Annotated in this window: 15 protein-coding genes; 12 read left to right on the top strand and 3 right to left on the bottom strand. The window is 69.5% G+C overall.

Annotated features, from left to right (window positions below):
* Window positions 1–43 precede the first annotated feature (43 nt).
* Together ACGFY9_RS40655 and ACGFY9_RS40650 are read left to right on the top strand one after the other, a co-directional pair.
* Window positions 44–1,468: a non-oxidative hydroxyarylic acid decarboxylases subunit C gene (locus ACGFY9_RS40655; protein WP_393762893.1), complete on the top strand. Its 1,425-nt coding sequence runs from the start codon at window positions 44–46 to the stop codon at window positions 1,466–1,468.
* Window positions 1,469–1,521: 53 nt separating this feature from the next.
* Window positions 1,522–1,749 (top strand): non-oxidative hydroxyarylic acid decarboxylases subunit D, encoded by a 228-nt coding sequence (locus ACGFY9_RS40650; RefSeq protein ID WP_393762891.1) that lies wholly within the window; start codon window positions 1,522–1,524, stop codon window positions 1,747–1,749.
* 21 nt (window positions 1,750–1,770) lie between these two features.
* On the opposite strand, the gene ACGFY9_RS40645 is transcribed toward ACGFY9_RS40650, so the two are convergent.
* Window positions 1,771–2,190, bottom strand: coding sequence for an ATP-binding protein (locus tag ACGFY9_RS40645; protein WP_393762889.1), 420 nt, complete (start codon window positions 2,188–2,190; stop codon window positions 1,771–1,773).
* 296 nt (window positions 2,191–2,486) lie between these two features.
* Between ACGFY9_RS40645 and ACGFY9_RS40640 the strand changes: the two genes are divergently transcribed.
* The 3 genes from ACGFY9_RS40640 (at window position 2,487) to ACGFY9_RS40630 (ending at window position 5,192) form a co-directional block, all read left to right on the top strand.
* Entirely contained in the window at window positions 2,487–3,584 is a 1,098-nt protein-coding gene (locus ACGFY9_RS40640) for a PP2C family protein-serine/threonine phosphatase (protein WP_393762887.1), read from the top strand.
* A 71-nt stretch (window positions 3,585–3,655) separates the two neighbouring features.
* A complete protein-coding gene (locus ACGFY9_RS40635; RefSeq protein ID WP_393762885.1) occupies window positions 3,656–4,111 on the top strand; it encodes a MarR family winged helix-turn-helix transcriptional regulator in 456 nt (151 codons plus the stop codon).
* Window positions 4,112–4,139: 28 nt separating this feature from the next.
* Window positions 4,140–5,192: an LLM class flavin-dependent oxidoreductase gene (locus ACGFY9_RS40630; RefSeq protein WP_393762883.1), complete on the top strand. Its 1,053-nt coding sequence runs from the start codon at window positions 4,140–4,142 to the stop codon at window positions 5,190–5,192.
* A 47-nt stretch (window positions 5,193–5,239) separates the two neighbouring features.
* Here ACGFY9_RS40630 and ACGFY9_RS40625 read toward each other — a convergent pair whose 3' ends face one another.
* Window positions 5,240–6,187, bottom strand: coding sequence for a chitinase (locus ACGFY9_RS40625; RefSeq protein WP_393762881.1), 948 nt, complete (start codon window positions 6,185–6,187; stop codon window positions 5,240–5,242).
* 390 nt (window positions 6,188–6,577) lie between these two features.
* Window positions 6,578–7,336, bottom strand: a complete 759-nt coding sequence (locus ACGFY9_RS40620; RefSeq protein WP_393762879.1) for a MerR family transcriptional regulator — start codon at window positions 7,334–7,336, stop codon at window positions 6,578–6,580.
* Window positions 7,337–7,377: 41 nt separating this feature from the next.
* Here ACGFY9_RS40620 and ACGFY9_RS40615 point away from each other — a divergent pair, with 41 nt between their 5' ends.
* The 7 genes from ACGFY9_RS40615 (at window position 7,378) to ACGFY9_RS40585 (ending at window position 16,058) form a co-directional block, all read left to right on the top strand.
* Window positions 7,378–7,719: a DUF6194 family protein gene (locus ACGFY9_RS40615; RefSeq protein ID WP_393762877.1), complete on the top strand. Its 342-nt coding sequence runs from the start codon at window positions 7,378–7,380 to the stop codon at window positions 7,717–7,719.
* Between the two features lie 155 nt (window positions 7,720–7,874).
* The gene (locus tag ACGFY9_RS40610) at window positions 7,875–8,870 is read left to right on the top strand and encodes a LacI family DNA-binding transcriptional regulator (RefSeq protein WP_393762875.1); all 996 of its coding nucleotides are present in this window, start codon (window positions 7,875–7,877) and stop codon (window positions 8,868–8,870) included.
* Window positions 8,871–9,209: 339 nt separating this feature from the next.
* Window positions 9,210–10,739, top strand: a complete 1,530-nt coding sequence (locus ACGFY9_RS40605; protein ID WP_393762873.1) for an ABC transporter substrate-binding protein — start codon at window positions 9,210–9,212, stop codon at window positions 10,737–10,739.
* Window positions 10,740–10,841: 102 nt separating this feature from the next.
* Window positions 10,842–11,783 carry an ABC transporter permease gene (locus ACGFY9_RS40600; RefSeq protein WP_393762871.1) on the top strand — a complete coding sequence of 314 codons (942 nt, stop codon included), beginning with the start codon at window positions 10,842–10,844 and terminating at the stop codon, window positions 11,781–11,783.
* Window positions 11,780–13,615: a dipeptide/oligopeptide/nickel ABC transporter permease/ATP-binding protein gene (locus ACGFY9_RS40595; protein WP_393762869.1), complete on the top strand. Its 1,836-nt coding sequence runs from the start codon at window positions 11,780–11,782 to the stop codon at window positions 13,613–13,615. Before ACGFY9_RS40600 ends, ACGFY9_RS40595 begins: the two co-directional genes overlap by 4 nt.
* Window positions 13,612–14,562 carry an ATP-binding cassette domain-containing protein gene (locus ACGFY9_RS40590; RefSeq protein ID WP_393762867.1) on the top strand — a complete coding sequence of 317 codons (951 nt, stop codon included), beginning with the start codon at window positions 13,612–13,614 and terminating at the stop codon, window positions 14,560–14,562. Before ACGFY9_RS40595 ends, ACGFY9_RS40590 begins: the two co-directional genes overlap by 4 nt.
* Entirely contained in the window at window positions 14,559–16,058 is a 1,500-nt protein-coding gene (locus tag ACGFY9_RS40585; protein ID WP_393762865.1) for a glycoside hydrolase family 43 protein, read from the top strand. The genes ACGFY9_RS40590 and ACGFY9_RS40585 overlap by 4 nt, the downstream gene beginning before the upstream one ends.
* Window positions 16,059–16,086 lie beyond the last annotated feature (28 nt).

The following is a 16,086-nucleotide window of genomic DNA, read 5'->3' as shown; positions in this document are numbered from 1 at the left end:
CCAACACGCCTGCACCACACGCCTCTTCACGTACGGAGCCCCCATGCCCTACGACGACCTCCGCAGCTTCCTGGACACCCTCGACAAGGAGAACCAGCTGCTGCGGATCACCGAACAGGTCTTCCCCGAACCGGACTTGGCCGCCGCCGCCAACGCGGCCGGACGCATCGGCGAAGGCGCCCCCGCTCTCTACTTCGACAACGTCAAGGGCTTCACGGACGCCCGGATCGCGATGAACGTCCACGGCTCCTGGCGCAACCACGCCCTCGCCCTCGGACTGCCCCCGGACACCTCCGTGCGTGAGCAGGTCGAGGAGTTCGCCCGCCGCTGGGACGCCTTCCCGGTCGTACCGGAGCGCCGCGAGGACGCGCCCTGGCGGGAGAACGCCCAACAGGGCGCCGACATCGACCTGTTCAAGGTCCTCCCGCTGTTCCGGCTCAATGACGGCGACGGCGGTTTCTACCTCGACAAGGCCGCCGTGGTCTCCCGCGACCCGCGCGACCCGGACCACTTCGGCAAGCAGAACGTCGGCACGTACCGCATCGAGGTCATCGGCTGCGACCGCCTCGCCTTCCAGCCGGTCCCCATGCACGACGTGGCCCAACACCTCCAAGCCGCCGAGGAGTCGGGTGAGGACCTGCCCATCGCGATCACCCTCGGCAACGACCCGGTCATCACGATCGTCGCCGGCATGCCGATGGGCTACGACCAGTCCGAGTACGAGATGGCCGGCGCCCTGCGCGGAGCCCCCGCCCCCATCGCCACCGCCCCGCTCACCGGCTTCGACGTCCCCTGGGGTTCAGAGGTCGTCATCGAAGGCGTGGTTGAGAGCCGTAAGCGCCAAATCGAGGGCCCCTTCGGCGAGTTCACCGGCCACTACTCCGGCGGCCGACGCATGCCGACGATCCGTGTCGACCGCGTCTCCTACCGCACGGACCCGGTCTTCGAGTCCCTCTACCTCGGCATGCCGTGGACCGAGGTCGACTACCTCGTCGGCCCCAACACCTGCGTCCCCCTCCTCAAGCAACTCCGCGCCGAGTTCCCCGAGGTGCAGGCCGTCAACGCCATGTACACCCACGGCCTCGCGGTGATCGTCTCGACGAAGAAGCGCTACGGCGGTTTCGCCAAGGCGGTTGGCATGCGCGCGATGACCACACCCCACGGCCTCGGCTACGTCACGCAGGTCATCGTCGTGGACGAGGACGTCGACCCCTTCGACCTGCCCCAGGTGATGTGGGCGATGTCCGCGAAGGTGAACCCCCAGGACGACGTGGTCATCGTCCCCAACCTGTCGGTCATGGCACTGGCGCCGGCCGCCAACACCCCGGGAATCACCAGCAAGATGATCATCGACGCGACGACCCCGGTCGCACCGGACAACCGGGGCCACTTCGACACCCCGGTACGGGACCTGCCCGAGACGTCCGCGTGGGCCGACCGGCTGCGCGCCCTCATCGCCGCCCGCTGAAGCCCACTGAAGCCCGCTGAACGCTCAGCGCACCGACGTCAGGAGTCACCCGCATGATCTGCCCCCGCTGCGCCCACGACACGGTCGACACCGTGACCGCCTCGCCGGTCCCCGGCGTGTGGGACGTACTCCAATGCGTCCGCTGCCTCTACATGTGGCGCACCACCGAACCCGACCGCCGCACCCGGCGCGAGGCGTACCCCGCCGAGTTCCGGATGACGCAGGCAGACATCGACGCCGCGCCGGAGGTGCCCGTCGTACCGCCGCTGGTCGTCGGCTGAGCGACTCGGCGCGAGGCCGGGTCAGATCGCCAGGATCGCCCGCACCCGCTTGCCGCCCCCGGTGAGCGGGGTGACGTCGAGCCGGTGGGCCAGGCAGCGGACCATGGCCAGGCCACGTCCGCTCTCACCCTCGACCGTCATCGGCCGCACGCGCGGCGGGGCCGGATTGTCGTCGTAGACCTCGACCGTGACGCGCTCGTCGGACAGTTGGAGGCGCAGCCGGCACTCGCCGAGGCCGTGCTCGGTCGCGTTGGCGACGAGTTCGGACACGATCAGCGTCGCGTCGTCGATCTGCTCCGCGTCCACCCGTGCCAGCTGATGGCGCGACCGCGCGAGGAACTCCGAGGTCAGCTTCCGTGCCTGGCCCGCCGACGCGGCCTTGTCGGGCAGCAGGTACTCCACGCGTACGGAACGCCTATGGGTACGCCGATGCGTACGCATGGCGAATCACTTCCCCTCCTAGGACAACCCGGTATCCCCGCGGCGCCACCGCACCGGGGCCGCCGCAGATCTTGCGCGGCCGGTCCTACACACTTCACTTGCCCTGAGTCCGTGATCGGCAACCAGGCGGCGCCAGTTGGTTGTCGTCGATCAGGAAATGTCCGCTCTCGGACTCAATTGGGTAAAGCGCCGGGCACGCCGGGGGGATTGCCTGGCAGCCTTGCGATGTCCAAAGGTGGGGGAGGGGTCCCCGCGGAAGGCGGCCCCCGAAAGCCGCGACGCCCTTGGAGTCGACCATGGCCGCAGCGAAGCCGCAGCGCAGTCTCTCCGTGCTGACCTGGCTGCCCGCCGCGGTGATGGCGGTGGTCGCGGTCGGAGACCTCGTCACGGGTCCGGGCCTCGGCTTCCTCCCGCTGGCCTCCCTCGGCCCGGCCTTCGCCGGACTGGTCGGCGGCTGGCGCCGTACCGCGTGGTTCGGCGCGGCCGCGCTCGCCCTGTGCGTCGGACTCGGTCTCTACGACGGCCTGTTCCAGGAACGCCGGGGCTTCCTGGCGATGGTGTCGGTGGTGGGTGTGACCGGCGCGGGCATCGCCGCCGCCGTGATGCGCGGCCGCCGCGAGGCCGAACTCGCCAGCGTGCGCTCCATCGCGGAGGTCGCGCAACGAGTTCTTCTACGACCCGTGCCCCTGACCGCAGGACCCCTCCAGGCGGCGGTGTCGTACACCTCGGCCGTCGCGGAAGCACGCATCGGCGGCGACCTGTACGAAGTGGTCGCCTCCCCGCACGGCGTGCGCGTCATCGTCGGTGACGTGCAGGGCAAGGGGCTCGCCGCCGTCGAGACGGCCGCCGTGGTGCTCGGCGCGTTCCGCGAGGCCGCGCACGACGAACCCGACCTGGTCGGGCTCGGCGAACGCCTGGAACGCAGCGTCTCCCGGGTGCTGTCCGACGAGAAGTTCGTGACCGCCGTCCTCGCCGAGATCGGCACGGACCACGAGGTGCTCTTCCTCAACTACGGCCACCCGCCCCCGATGGTCGTACGGCGCAACGGCACGGCCGACTTCCCGGTCCCGCCCTCCTACGCCCCGCCGCTCGGCCTGGGCGGCGCCCAGGGCAGCGAGAGCCCGAAGCCGTTCTCCGTGCGCTTCGCGCCGGGCGAGCAACTGCTGCTGTACACCGACGGCGTCACCGAGGCCCGCAACGACCACGGCACCTTCTATCCGCTGGGCGAGCGGGCGCACCTGCTGAAGGAACCCGACGCGCAGAGCGCCCTGGACTCCCTGCGCGAGGACCTGGTCCGGCACACGGCCGGACCGCTCCACGACGACGCCGCGATGCTCCTGCTGCGCTATCACGGCCATGCGACCACCACGGGGGACGAGCCGCCCGTCCGGTGAGGACGCGAGGTCAGAGGCGGGTGCACTCGTCGGCCCGCTTGCTTGTTTCGTCAATCAAGTAAACTGGTGGCATGACCACGCCCGAGCAGCCGCTGCGCCCCATGAGCCCGCACGAGGAGGAGCTGGTGCGCGAACTCGCGCGGGTGATGCTCGTGCTGCCCCGGGCCGTCGACGCCGACATGATGCGCGAGCAGCGCCTGCCGCTGACCGAGTACACGACCCTCATGCACCTGTCCGAGGCCACGGACCGGCGCATGCGCATGAGCGAGCTGGCGTCCGTCTGCAACCTCTCGCTGAGCGGCATGACCCGCATCGTCACCCGCCTGGAGACACAGGGGCTGGTCGGACGGGAGCGGTGCGCCGAGGACGCCCGCGGCTGGAACGCCGTCCTCACCGACCAGGGCCTCGCCCGCCTCCAGGAGGCATGGCCCGCCCACCTCTCCAGCGTCCGGCGCCACGTCCTCGACCACGTCGACGCCGACGACCTGACCCGGCTCCTCGGCGTGATGCGCCGTATCGCCACCTGACCCACCGAGCAGACCCAAGGAGCTTGAGATGACCACCCCGACCACCCCCTTCGACATCACGCTCGGCCTGGACACCTTCGGTGACGTCACGCACGACGCCGAGGGCACCCCGCTGACCCACGGCCAGGCCATCCGCCGCCTCGTCGAGGAAGGCGTCCTCGCCGACCGGGTCGGCGTCGACCACTTCGGCATCGGCGAGCACCACACCGAGTCGATGCCCCTGTCGGCAGCCGACGTCGTCCTCGCGGCCATCGCCGCGCGCACCGAGCACATCCGCCTCAACTCGGCCGTGACCGTGATCAGTTCGGACGACCCCGTCCGTGTCTTCCAGCGCTACGCCACCCTCGACGGCGTCTCCGCGGGCCGCGCCGAGGTCATCCTCGGCAGAGGGTCGAGCACCGAGTCGTTCCCGCTCTTCGGCTACGACCTGAACGACTACGAGGAGCTGTTCGAGGAGAAGGTCGCCCTCTTCGCCGAACTGCTCAAGGAGAAGCCCGTCACCTGGTCCGGCACCACCCGTGCCGCCCTCGACGGCATCTCCGTCTACCCGCACAGCGAGACGGGCTCGATCCCCACCTGGATCGGCGTCGGCGGCAGCCCCCAGTCGGTCATCCGCACCGCCCAGTACGGGTTCTCCCTGATGCTGGCGATCATCGGCGGCGACGTGGCCCGCTTCGCCCCGTTCTCCCAGCTGTTCCGGCGGGCGCTGGCGGAGTTCGGCCACCCCGCGCGGCCCATCGGCGTGCACGCGCCCGGCCATGTCGCCGCCACCGACGAGCAGGCGGTGGAGGAATTCGTGCCGGCCTTCCAGCAGCTGATCGCGAGCGTGGCGCGGGAGCGCGGCTTCCGCACCCCGACCCGCGAGAGCCTCATGCGGGACGTCGGCCCCGGCGGCGCCCTGCACGTCGGATCGCCCGAGACCGTGGCCCGCAAGATCACGGACACCCTCAAGACCCTCGACGCGACCCGCTTCAACCTGAAGTACGGCATCACCGGAATGCCCCACGACACCCTGATGACCAACATAGAGCTCTACGGCACGAAGGTCGCGCCGCTGGTGCGCGAGATGATGCGGGACTGACGCGACGCCGCCTCGGGGGAGGCGGCGACACGCAGTACGCCCAGCCGCTAGTGGTGGGTGCCGAAGCCGCGCGTGAACGACGCGAAGGTGTGGCTGAAGTACCAGGTGTCCTGGGCGATCCCGGAGCAGTTGTTGGCTCCCCCAGTGCCCACGCAACTGCCGTTGTCGCGCTGAAGGGCCCAGAACGAGAGCGTGTTGATGCCCCGGGCGACGGCCCACTTCTTCACCGTGACCGCGTTCTGCGTGGTGAAGGTCTCCGCCGGGCCGAAGTCGTCGATGCCGGGCATTTCGGTGACGCCGATCGTCTTCCACAGCTTCGCCGGGTTCTTCTTCGGGTAGAGCGCGGCGAGTTGGGAGTGCAGGCCGGTCGCGGCGGTCCTGGTGTCCTCCGCCATGTCGTGGGCGGCACCGTCGTAGTAGTCGAACGTCATGATGTTGACGACGTCCACGCGCGCGCCGTTGTCGACCGCGTTCTGCAGCAGGGCCACGCCGTTGGGCGCGAGGCCCGTGGTGGTCGTCGGCAGCGTGTAGGAGAACTCCACGCTGCGGCCCGTGCGTTCGGCCCAGCGCTGCACCTTGGCGATCGCCTTGTTGCGGCGGTCGATACCGGCCGTGTTGTTGATGGAGTCGGCCTCGATGTCGAGGTCGATGCGGCTCACGCCGTAGGTCGTGACCAGGCTCTCGTAGACCTTCGCGATGGCGTCGACATCGGTGCAGCTGTCGGCCAGTTCGGTGTTGGTGGTGTCGGCGCTGTAGCCGCCGAAGGACGGGATGACGTTGCCGCCGCGCGCCTGGATCGTGGCGATGTCCTTGCCGAAGGTCGACTTGGAGATCGGCTGGGCGGGCAGACCGTTCCAGTACGCCGTGCACGAACCGGCCGCCTCGGTCTGCAGGAAGGCCATCGTCAGGTACTTGTTCCCGGACGCGGCGGCCAGCGCCGCCGGACTCTCACCGGTCCACGCCTCGAAGTACGGCGCCGCCACATGGTCCGGCATGGGCTGCACGCGGTGCGTCGCACTCGCATCACCTCCACCGAGACCGACAAACCCCGCGGACAGGGCGGTTACGGCCGCGCAGGACAGCGACGCGCGGAGAGGCCCAGGTCGTCTCATTGACGCTCCCATGCTGAGAGGAGAGAAGCCGTCCCTGACCGGGACGAACAGCGACCATATTTGGACTAGACCAATCCCCTGTCAAGGTCCTTGACGGTGAACTGACCAAGGCGGTGCGGGAATTCGGTGAGGGGTGTCCTGGGGCGGGAACCGTTGGATGCGTGGGTGGCGATGAACCGAGGGAGTTCGCGGATACGGCAAGATCCCCCGAGGCCGGTGTGATCTGGCACGCGATCCGAGCCTTCGGGAACGTCCTCGGACTCTTCGCCCACGTCAGGTTCGGGCGCGGCGAGGATCGGTGACGACGGCTGCCAGGTCCGTCCCCGCCCGGAGCAGTCCCACGGTCCGTAGCGCGATCTGGTCGAGACGTGCGGCGAGGACGCGCTGGGCCTCTTCCGCGCCGTCGAGTCGATGCAGGGAGCCCACGATCTCGCGCACCGCCGGAATGCCGTAACCGGTGCTGCGGAGGGCCGCGACGACGCGGGCCGTCCTGATGGCGGAGAGGTCGTAGCGGCGGGCCTGGCGGGAGGTCACCCGCTCGGGGGTGACGAGTCCTTCCTGTTCCCAGAAGCGCAGGGTCGACGGGCGGACGCCGAGTGCTCTGGAGAGTTCGGTGATCGTCATCGCGTCGCTCTCCTGCTCGGCGTCCTGTTCGAACTCCGGTGTGTCCGCCTCGGTTTGGATCGCGCGCAGCGCCTGTCGGGCGCGCACGGCCTCCTCGCGTTCCCGCGCGAGCCGCACATGGACCTCGTTGATCGCCGAGGCCGCCTCCGTGATCGTCCGCGTGCGCAGCTCGGTGAGCAACTGCCGTGCTACCACGGGTCCGACCGCACCCGCGAGGCCTCGATAAGCGCGAAGGGCGTGGACGTGCAGCGGTGCGTAGGAACGGTAGCCGTTGCTCGACCGAGCCGCCGGAGGGATGACGCCCAGCCGTTCCAGGTCCCGCACCTGTTGCACCGAGTACCCCGACCCCCGCGCGACATCGACGGTCCTGAGCGGTGCTTGCCGCGGATCACTCGCCGACTCACTCATCGCCCAACCCCACACAGGCACTTGAAGGTCATGCTTGAACCATGAGTATGGAACAGATCATCGCGACCGTACGAGACTTCACCGGTACCCTCGTGCTCGTACCGGAACCGGGCGGCGAGTTTCCCGAACTCGCCTGGGGAGACGCCTTCTTCTACTACGCCCCCGACGGTCAACTGCCGCGGAACGTCCAGCCGTACGGCACCGTCGTCACCAAGGACTACAAGGCCCGCCTCTCCCAGGACCTGCCCCTGAATCACCAGACCGTCAGGCCCCTGTTCCCGCCGGAGAAGACCCCGGAAGCCGTCAAGGCCGACTTCAACACGCTCCTCAAGCGCATCGCCACGGGGAAGACGTGGGCCTGGAGCATCGACAACAGCATGTGAGGCCGACGTCGCCCGGGGGTGCACCGGATTCTCACGGTCCGTGCTGTCCGGGGTATCGGACATCCCGCATGCTCACTGTTACGATTCAGTAGAGTTCGCCGCTCAGTCGACGCCCCGCAATCAGGACTGCCCGAGACCTTCCCCAGGAGACTCCCATGGCGCGCAGGACCGGCCGCGTGACGGCGACGGACGTCGCCAAGGAGGCGGGGGTCTCGCAGACCACGGTCAGTTATGTGCTGAACGACGTGTCGCACCAGAAGATCTCCGACCAGACCCGCCGCAAAGTGCTCGACGCGGTGGCGAAGCTGGGCTACGAACCGTCGGCCGCCGCCCGCGCCCTGCGCCTGGGCCGCAGCGATCTCGTGCTGCTGTTCCTTCCGGACGTTCCCGTCGGCGGCACCCTGACCGCCCTGGTCGAACTGCTCGGCGACGAACTGGAACGGCACGGTCTGAACCTCGTCACCCGGCGCGAGCGGCACGCCCCCCTCAAATCGCTGTGGCGCGAGCTCATGCCGGCGGCCGTGATGACGACCTTCGACGTCGGCGCCGACGACGTTGCCAGCATGCGGGCGGCCGGCATCCACGTGGTCAGCGCCGGGATGGGCCCCGCGGTCGCCCCCGGTGTCCTGACCGTTCCCCAGACCCTGATCGGCAGCATGCAGGTCGAGCGGCTCGCGGCGACGGGACACACGCGCATCGGATACGCCGCTCCCGGGGACCCCCGGCTCCGGGACTTCCTGGACCTGCGGCTCGACGGCGCCCGTACCGCCTGCAAGGAGCGCGGTCTCGAACCGCCGGTCGTGCTGGACGTGCCCCTCGACATCTCGGCGGCAGCCGCCGCGGCCGAGCAGTGGCACGCGGCCGTGCCCGCCGTCACGGGGGTGTGCGCCTACAACGACGAGACAGCCTTCGCCCTCCTCGCGGGGATGCGCCGGGTCGGCCTCGCCGCCCCCGGCGACCTGGCCGTGATCGGCGTCGACAACGACAAGCTGGCCCCGTTCGCGGTACCGCCGCTGACGACGATCGACAACAACCTCGATGTCGCCGTGGGCCGCCTCGCCCGCATGATCGTCAACGGCGTGACCGGCCAATCCCAGCCATCGGTACCGCAGGTGACGCCGCTGACGCTGGTCGTCCGCGAGTCCGCCTGACCCTGACCGGTCCGACCAGGGCGTCCTCGGCTGACTCCGGGTAGCCCGGTTTCCGGCATGCCTCGTCCGGATTCCCCCCTTTCCAAAAAGCTGTTGCACGACCCTTGTGGTCCACCAAGTGCGGGGCTACGTTACGCATACGTTTCACTTGTACGTATCAGTGGCTGATTTCGGACCCACCGAAAAACGGTGGACATATAGCCCACTTCCGCCAGGAACGGCTGACCGCCAAGAACGGTCCAGGCCGCGTCAGGACCTGGTTTCCCACTCCCTCCGAGGCCCTTGAGGGCGGCTCGCCGCGCGATGCCGTCCGGTCAACCACTCACCAGCGGAGCACCCATGCGAAGAATCGCGCTGACCGCCGTATCGGCTGTCCTGATGTTGTCCGCGGCCGCGTGCGGCTCGGGATCGGGAACCGGTTCGGGCAAGGCGGCCACCGGCGGCACCCTCACCCTGGCCCCCCTGGTCGCGGCCCAGCCATGGGATCTGGCCGACGCCGGTCTCGGCAACAACACGCAGTACTACCAGCCCGTATACGACTCGCTGCTCCGGCTGTCCCCGACGGCCGACGTCAAGCCCAACCTGGCGACCAAGTGGTCGTACAACGCGGCCCGCACGGTCCTCACGATGACCCTGCGGACCGGCGTCAAGTTCACCGACGGGACCGTCCTGGACGCGACGGCGGTCAAGACCAACCTGCTGCACACCGAGAAGGGCACCAGCGAGGCCGCCGGCCAGCTCAAGGGCATCACCGGCGTCGACGTCGTCGACGCCACCACGGTCGCTATCAAACTCTCCGCCCCCGACCCGTCGTTGGTGCCGAACCTCGGCAACGTGGCCGGGATGATGGCCAGCCCCCAGGCCATAGCCGCGGGCACGATCAAGACGACCCCGGTGGGCTCGGGGCCGTACACCCTCGACAAGTCCGCGACCACGGACGGCAGTACGTACACCTTCGTGCGCAACCAGGGCTACTGGAACAAGGCCGCCTTCCCCTTCGACAAGATCGTCCTCAAGCCGCTCACCGACCCGACCGCCGTGCTCAACGCGCTGCGCTCGGGGCAGGTCAACGGCGCGCTGCTGGCCAGCGCCAAGAACGTCGCGCCGGCCAAGAGCAGCGGGCTGAACGTCACCAAGTTCACCTCCGGTGACGTCGAGGGCGTCTACATCTGGGACCGCGAAGGGAAGATCGTCAAGGCGCTCGGCGACGTCCGGGTCCGCCGGGCCCTGAACTACGCCTTCGACCGTTCCACGATCGTCAAGACGGCGAAGCAGGGGCTGGGCAAGGCGACGACCCAGATCTTCAACCCGGCCGGCTCGGCCTTCGACAGCTCGCTCGACTCCACGTACTCCTACGACCCGGCGAAGGCGAAGCAGTTGCTGGCCGAGGCCGGCTATCCGCACGGCTTCTCGGTCACCGTCCCGGACGTGTCGTCGGTCTTCCCGGACCAACAGGCCGCCATGGTCCAGCAGTTGGAGGACATCGGGATCAAGGTCAAGGTCGACAAGATCCCCGTCACCCAGTTCATCAGCGCCCTCCTCGCGGGCAAGTACCCGCTGTCGTACATGACGTTGGCCTCCTTCCGCCCCTGGGACACCATCCAGATCGAGGTGGGAAAGAGCGCGCTGTGGAACCCGCTGCACAGCTCGGACCCGAAGGTCACCGACCTCGTCACCAAGGCGCAGTCGGCGACCGGTGCCACCCAGGACGCGCTGTTCAAGCAGCTCAACACCTACCTCGTCGACCAGGCGTGGAACGCGCCCTGGGACTCCGTGGAGGCCACCTACGCGACGACCAAGGGCGTCACCTTCACCCCGCAGGCGTTCGCCGCCGTCCCGCCGATCTACAACTTCAAGCCCGCTGGCTGACCGGACGTCGGACCGGCCGGGAGCGGTGACATCGCGTGGTGGCACCGCACCCGCCCGGCCGCCGATGAACTCCGGTCAGGGAGAGGCAAGGTGGAGAGACAGATGATCGTTTTCTTGGTCCGGCGCATCGCCGCCGGGCTGGTCCTGGTCCTGGTCATCGCGACCAGCACCTTCGCGCTGATGGGCCTCACCGGCTCCGACCCGGTCCGCCAGATCGTCGGGCAGACCGCCACCCGGCAGCAGGTGACCGCCAAGTCCGCCGAACTCGGGCTCGACCAGCCCTTCGTGGTCCGCTACGGCCACTGGCTCGCGGACGCGGTGCACGGCAACCTCGGCAGCTCGTGGTTCAGCGGCGAGTCCGTGACGAGCTCACTGGAGAACAAACTGCCGGTCACCCTGTCGATCGTGCTGGCCGCGCTCCTGGTGTCGGCCGTACTGAGCACCGTGCTGGGCGTCGCCGCCGCGGTCCGCCGGGGTGCATTGGACCAACTGGTGCAGCTACTCGCGGTGTTGGGGTTCGCCGTACCCAGCTTCCTGGTCGCCCTGGTGTTCGCCGTCGTGATCGGCGTCGACCTGGGCTGGCTGCCGGCGACCGGATACGTGCCGCTGGCGGACTCGGCGGGCGGGTGGCTCCGGTCGATCACCCTCCCCGCGCTGTCGCTCTCCGTCGGAGCGATCGCCGCCACCGCCCAACAGGTGCGCGGCTCCATGGTCGACGTCCTGCGCGCGGACTACGTACGCACCCTCCGCAGCCGAGGCATCAGCGAGCGCAGCCTGCTGTTCCGGCACGCCCTGCGCAATGCCGCTCCGGCCGCGCTGACCGTGCTGGCCCTGCAGTTCATAGGCCTGGTCGGCGGCGCGGTGGTCGTCGAGAAGGTCTTCGGCCTCAACGGGATCGGCAGCCAGGCGACGAGCGCCGGCTCCCAGGGGGACACCCCGGTGGTCATGGGCGTCGTCGTGGTCATGGTCGCCCTCGTCGTGGTGGTCAACATCCTGATGGACCTCGCATACGGCTGGCTCAACCCGAAGGTGCGTGTCGGATGACGCTTCCCCAGTCCGAAGAAGCGGTGGCCCCCGCTGTCGCCGCGCAGGGCCGGGCCGGACTCCTGCGCCGGCTCCTGCGCAACCCGGTGGCCATGACCTGCCTGGTGCTCCTCGCCGTCATCTCCCTGGCCAGCCTGTTCGCACCGCTCCTCACCAGCCAGGACCCGGCCCACACCTCACTGACCGACAGCCTCGCCCCGATCAGCGGCAAACACCCGCTGGGCGGCGACGGCGTCGGCCGCGACGTCCTGGCCCGACTCCTCTACGGCGGCCGCACCAGCCTGCTCGGCGCCCTGCTCGCGGTGGCCGTCGCCGTGGTGATCGGCGTGCCCGCCGGTCTGGTGGCCGGGTACTACCGCAAGTGGTTCGACGCGGTGAGCAGTTGGGTGTCCAACCTGCTGATGGCCGTACCGGCGATCATCGTGCTGCTCGTCGTGATGTCCGCGGTGGGCCAGAACACCTACCTCGCCATGGCGGTGTTCGGCGTACTGATGTCACCGGGCGTCTTCCGGCTGATCCGCGCCTCGGTGATCTCCGTACGCGAGGAGCTGTACGTCGACGCGGCACGGGTGTCCGGCCTGACGGACGCCCGGATCATGCGCCGGCACATCCTGCCCGTCGTGCAGGCGCCGACCATCATCCAGTCCGCCCAGATGCTCGGCCTCGGCATCGTCATCCAGTCCGGGCTCGAATTCCTCGGCCTGGGCTCGGCGACCCAGGCGAGCTGGGGCTCCATGCTCAACGACGCCTTCGGGAACATCTACACCAAGCCGGAGTTGATGGTCTGGCCCGGAGTGGCGCTCGCGGTGACCGTCGCCGCGTTCGGCCTGCTGGGCAACGCCCTGCGGGACGCGCTCGACGGGAGCGCGACCGGCGGACGGAAGAAGTCGCGTGGCGCTACGGCCCGTAAGCCGGTCGCGGAGAAGAAGACACCGCCCGTCACGGCTGAGGAGGGTGACACGGACGGCGCCCTGCTCGTCCTCGAAGGCCTGACGGTCTCCTATCCGACGGCCCAGGGCGAGAAGACCGTCGTCGACGGTGTCTCCCTGACAGTGCGCCGGGGCGAAGTCCTCGGCCTGGTGGGGGAGTCGGGCTCGGGCAAGAGCCAAACCGCCTTCGCCGTGCTCGGGTTGCTGCCCCGGGAGGCCCAAGTCGCCACCGCCCGGCTGGAGTTCGACGGAACGGAACTGGGCCGGCTCGGCCGCGCCGCGATGAACCGCTACCGCGGCCACCGGATCGCCTACGTCCCGCAGGAACCCATGTCCAACCTCGACCCCTCCTTCCGGATCGGCGCCCAACTCGTCGAGCCGGTACGCCGACACCTCGGGCTGTCGGCGGCCGAGGCGAAGACGAAGACGCTCGGCCTGCTGGAACGGGTCGGCATCTCCGACCCCGAACGGGTCTTCCGCTCATATCCGCACCAGATCTCCGGCGGCATGGCGCAGCGCGTCCTCATCGCCGGCGCCGTCTCCTGCGAACCGGACCTCCTGATCGCCGACGAGCCGACCACCGCCCTCGACGTGACCGTGCAGGCCGAGGTGCTCGACCTGATGCGGTCCCTTCAGCGCGAACGGAACATGGGCATGATCCTGGTGACCCACGACTTCGGCGTGGTGGCCGACATCTGCGACCACGTGACGGTGATGCAGACCGGCACCGTCGTGGAGTCCGCACCCGTGGCGGAGTTGTTCGCCGCTCCGCGGCATCCGTACACCCGCATGCTCCTGTCGTCCACATTGGAGGACGCCGAGCCGCGGTCCGCGCTGAGCCGCACCATGTCGGCGAGCGCCCCAGGGGTCACGAACACCGGACGTCAGGAGGGTCCGGCATGACCGCGACCGTGAACGGGACACCGAACAAGGCACTCCCGGCCGAACCTCTGCTGGTCGCCGACGAGTTGGTCGTGGAGTACCCGGCGAAAGGCTGGCGCAAGCCGCCGTTCCGGGTGCTGAAGGGCGTGTCGATCACCATCGGCGCGGGCGAGACCCTCGGACTGGTCGGCGAGTCGGGTTCGGGCAAGACGACACTGGGCCGGGCCGTCCTCGGGCTGGCCCCGATCGCCTCCGGCACCGTCCGCTACGACGGCAAGGTCATCTCCGGCCTGGGTGCGAAGGAACGCCGGGCGCTGAGCAGTGACATCCAGGTGGTGTTCCAGGATCCGTACACCTCCCTCAACCCGGCGATGACGGTGAACGACATCCTCAGCGAACCGCTGCGCGTCGCGGGAACTGCTCGGACGGAGGCCGAGAAGCGGGTGCGGGACCTCCTCGACCACGTACGGCTGCCCGCCGACGCGGGGGAGCGGCTGCCGCGGGAGTTCTCCGGCGGGCAGCGCCAACGCATCGCCATCGCACGGGCGTTGTCGCGGGACCCGCGGGTCATCGTCTGCGACGAACCGGTCAGCGCGCTGGACCTGTCGACGCAGGCCCGGGTACTGGACCTGTTCGTCGAGATCCAGGAACGCACCGGCGTCGCCTACCTCTTCGTCACCCACGACCTGTCCGTCGTCCGGCACATCAGCCACCGGGTGGCCGTCATGCGGGGCGGAGAAATCATCGAGACCGGCGATGCGGCGACCGTCACCACCGCACCCCAACACCCCTATACCCAGCGCCTGTTGCTCGCCGCACCCGTGCCGGACCCACAGCGGCAGGCGGAACGCCGGGCCGAGCGCCGACGGCTGGCGGCGGCCATGGCGACCGACGCCTCCGCAGACACCTCCGAGGGCGTCGCCCGGAACGCTTCCGCTGTCGCTTCCACGTCGGGAGACCGAGCATGACCCTGCCCAACCCCTCCCTCCCCGGCTTCCACCCGGACCCCAGCATCACCCGCGTCGGCGGCGACTACTACCTCGCGTGTTCCAGCTTCGAGTACCTCCCCGGCGTACCGCTGTTCCACAGCCGCGACTTGGTGCGGTGGGAGCAGATCGGCAACGTGGTCACCAGGCCCGGTCAGTTGGCGGTCGAGAAGGTCCCCACGCTCGGCGGCGCGTGGGCGCCCACCATCCGCTTCCACGACGGCCGCTTCTGGCTGGTGGTCACCGACGCGATGGGGCGCGGGAGTCTCATCTTCAGCGCCGAACGTGCCGAGGGGCCGTGGTCCGACGGCATCGTCATGCAGGGCATGAACGGCATTGACCCGGACCTGGCCTGGGACAGCGACGGCACTTGCCACATCACGTACTCGGGTCTCCAACTCGACGGCGACCACGCCGGCGAGCACCTCGGCATCCAACAGGTCCGCATGGACCTGGAAACGGGCCAAGCCCTCGAAGAACCCCGGTCGTTGTGGTCGGGCACCGGCCTGATGTTCCCTGAAGCGCCGCACCTCTACGAGATCGACGGCACCTGGTACCTCCTGATCGCCGAGGGCGGCACCGAACGCGGGCACTCCGTGAGCATCGCCCGCGGCACCCGTCCCGACGGCCCCTTCGAAGGCTGCCCGGCCAACCCTGTACTCAGCGCCCGCAGCACCGCCCGCCCGGTCCAGAACACCGGTCACGCCGACCTCGTACGCACTCCCGACGGCGGCTGGGCACTGTTCCTGCTGGGGATGCGGCCCGGCGGTCTGACGAGGGCCTTCTCACCCATGGGCCGGGAGACATTCAGCACCTCGCTGGAATGGGTTGACGGCTGGCCGGTGGTGCAGCCGGTCGAACTGACCCCGCCCACCGCACCAGTTGAGCACCACGACGACTTCACCGGCGCCCAACTCGGCCCGGAGTGGCTGTCCGTACGGACACCGGCCGCCGACTGGTCCTCACTCACCGAACGACCGGGCCACCTCGTCGTACATGCCGACGGTTCCACCATGGACGACCCGCGGCCACGGTTCGTCGGCCGCCGCCAGCAGCACCAGGCGGCCGCCTTCTCGGTCCGGGTGGACAGCACCGGGGGAGTCGGCGGCCTGAGCCTGCGGATCGACGAACGCCATCACTACGACATCGAGGCGGGCGCCGGTATCGCCCGTGCCCGCGCTCGGGTGGGCGGGCTCTGCCAGACCTGGGAGCAGCCGCTTTCCACGGGGCCCGGACCGGTGACCGTACGGATCGAGACCGAGCCGGTGAGGGGCATGGGCCTGGATGCACTGGGCCCGGACATGGTCCGGCTGTCCGTCGAAACCGACGCCGATGCCGGACCGGTCGAACTCGCCGTGCTCGACGGCCGCTACGTCTCCGCGGAGACCGCCGCGTCCTTCACGGGCCGAGTCGTCGGCATGTACGCCACCGAAGGGGCCGTCGCCTTCGACGAGTTCAGGTACCGGGGCGAGGACTGACGCCTTCGCCCGTCCACAACAGCCGACC

Source organism: Streptomyces sp. NPDC048504 (assembly GCF_043200035.1).
Lineage (GTDB): Bacteria > Actinomycetota > Actinomycetes > Streptomycetales > Streptomycetaceae > Streptomyces.
This window is presented reverse-complemented; position numbering and strand designations above follow the sequence as displayed.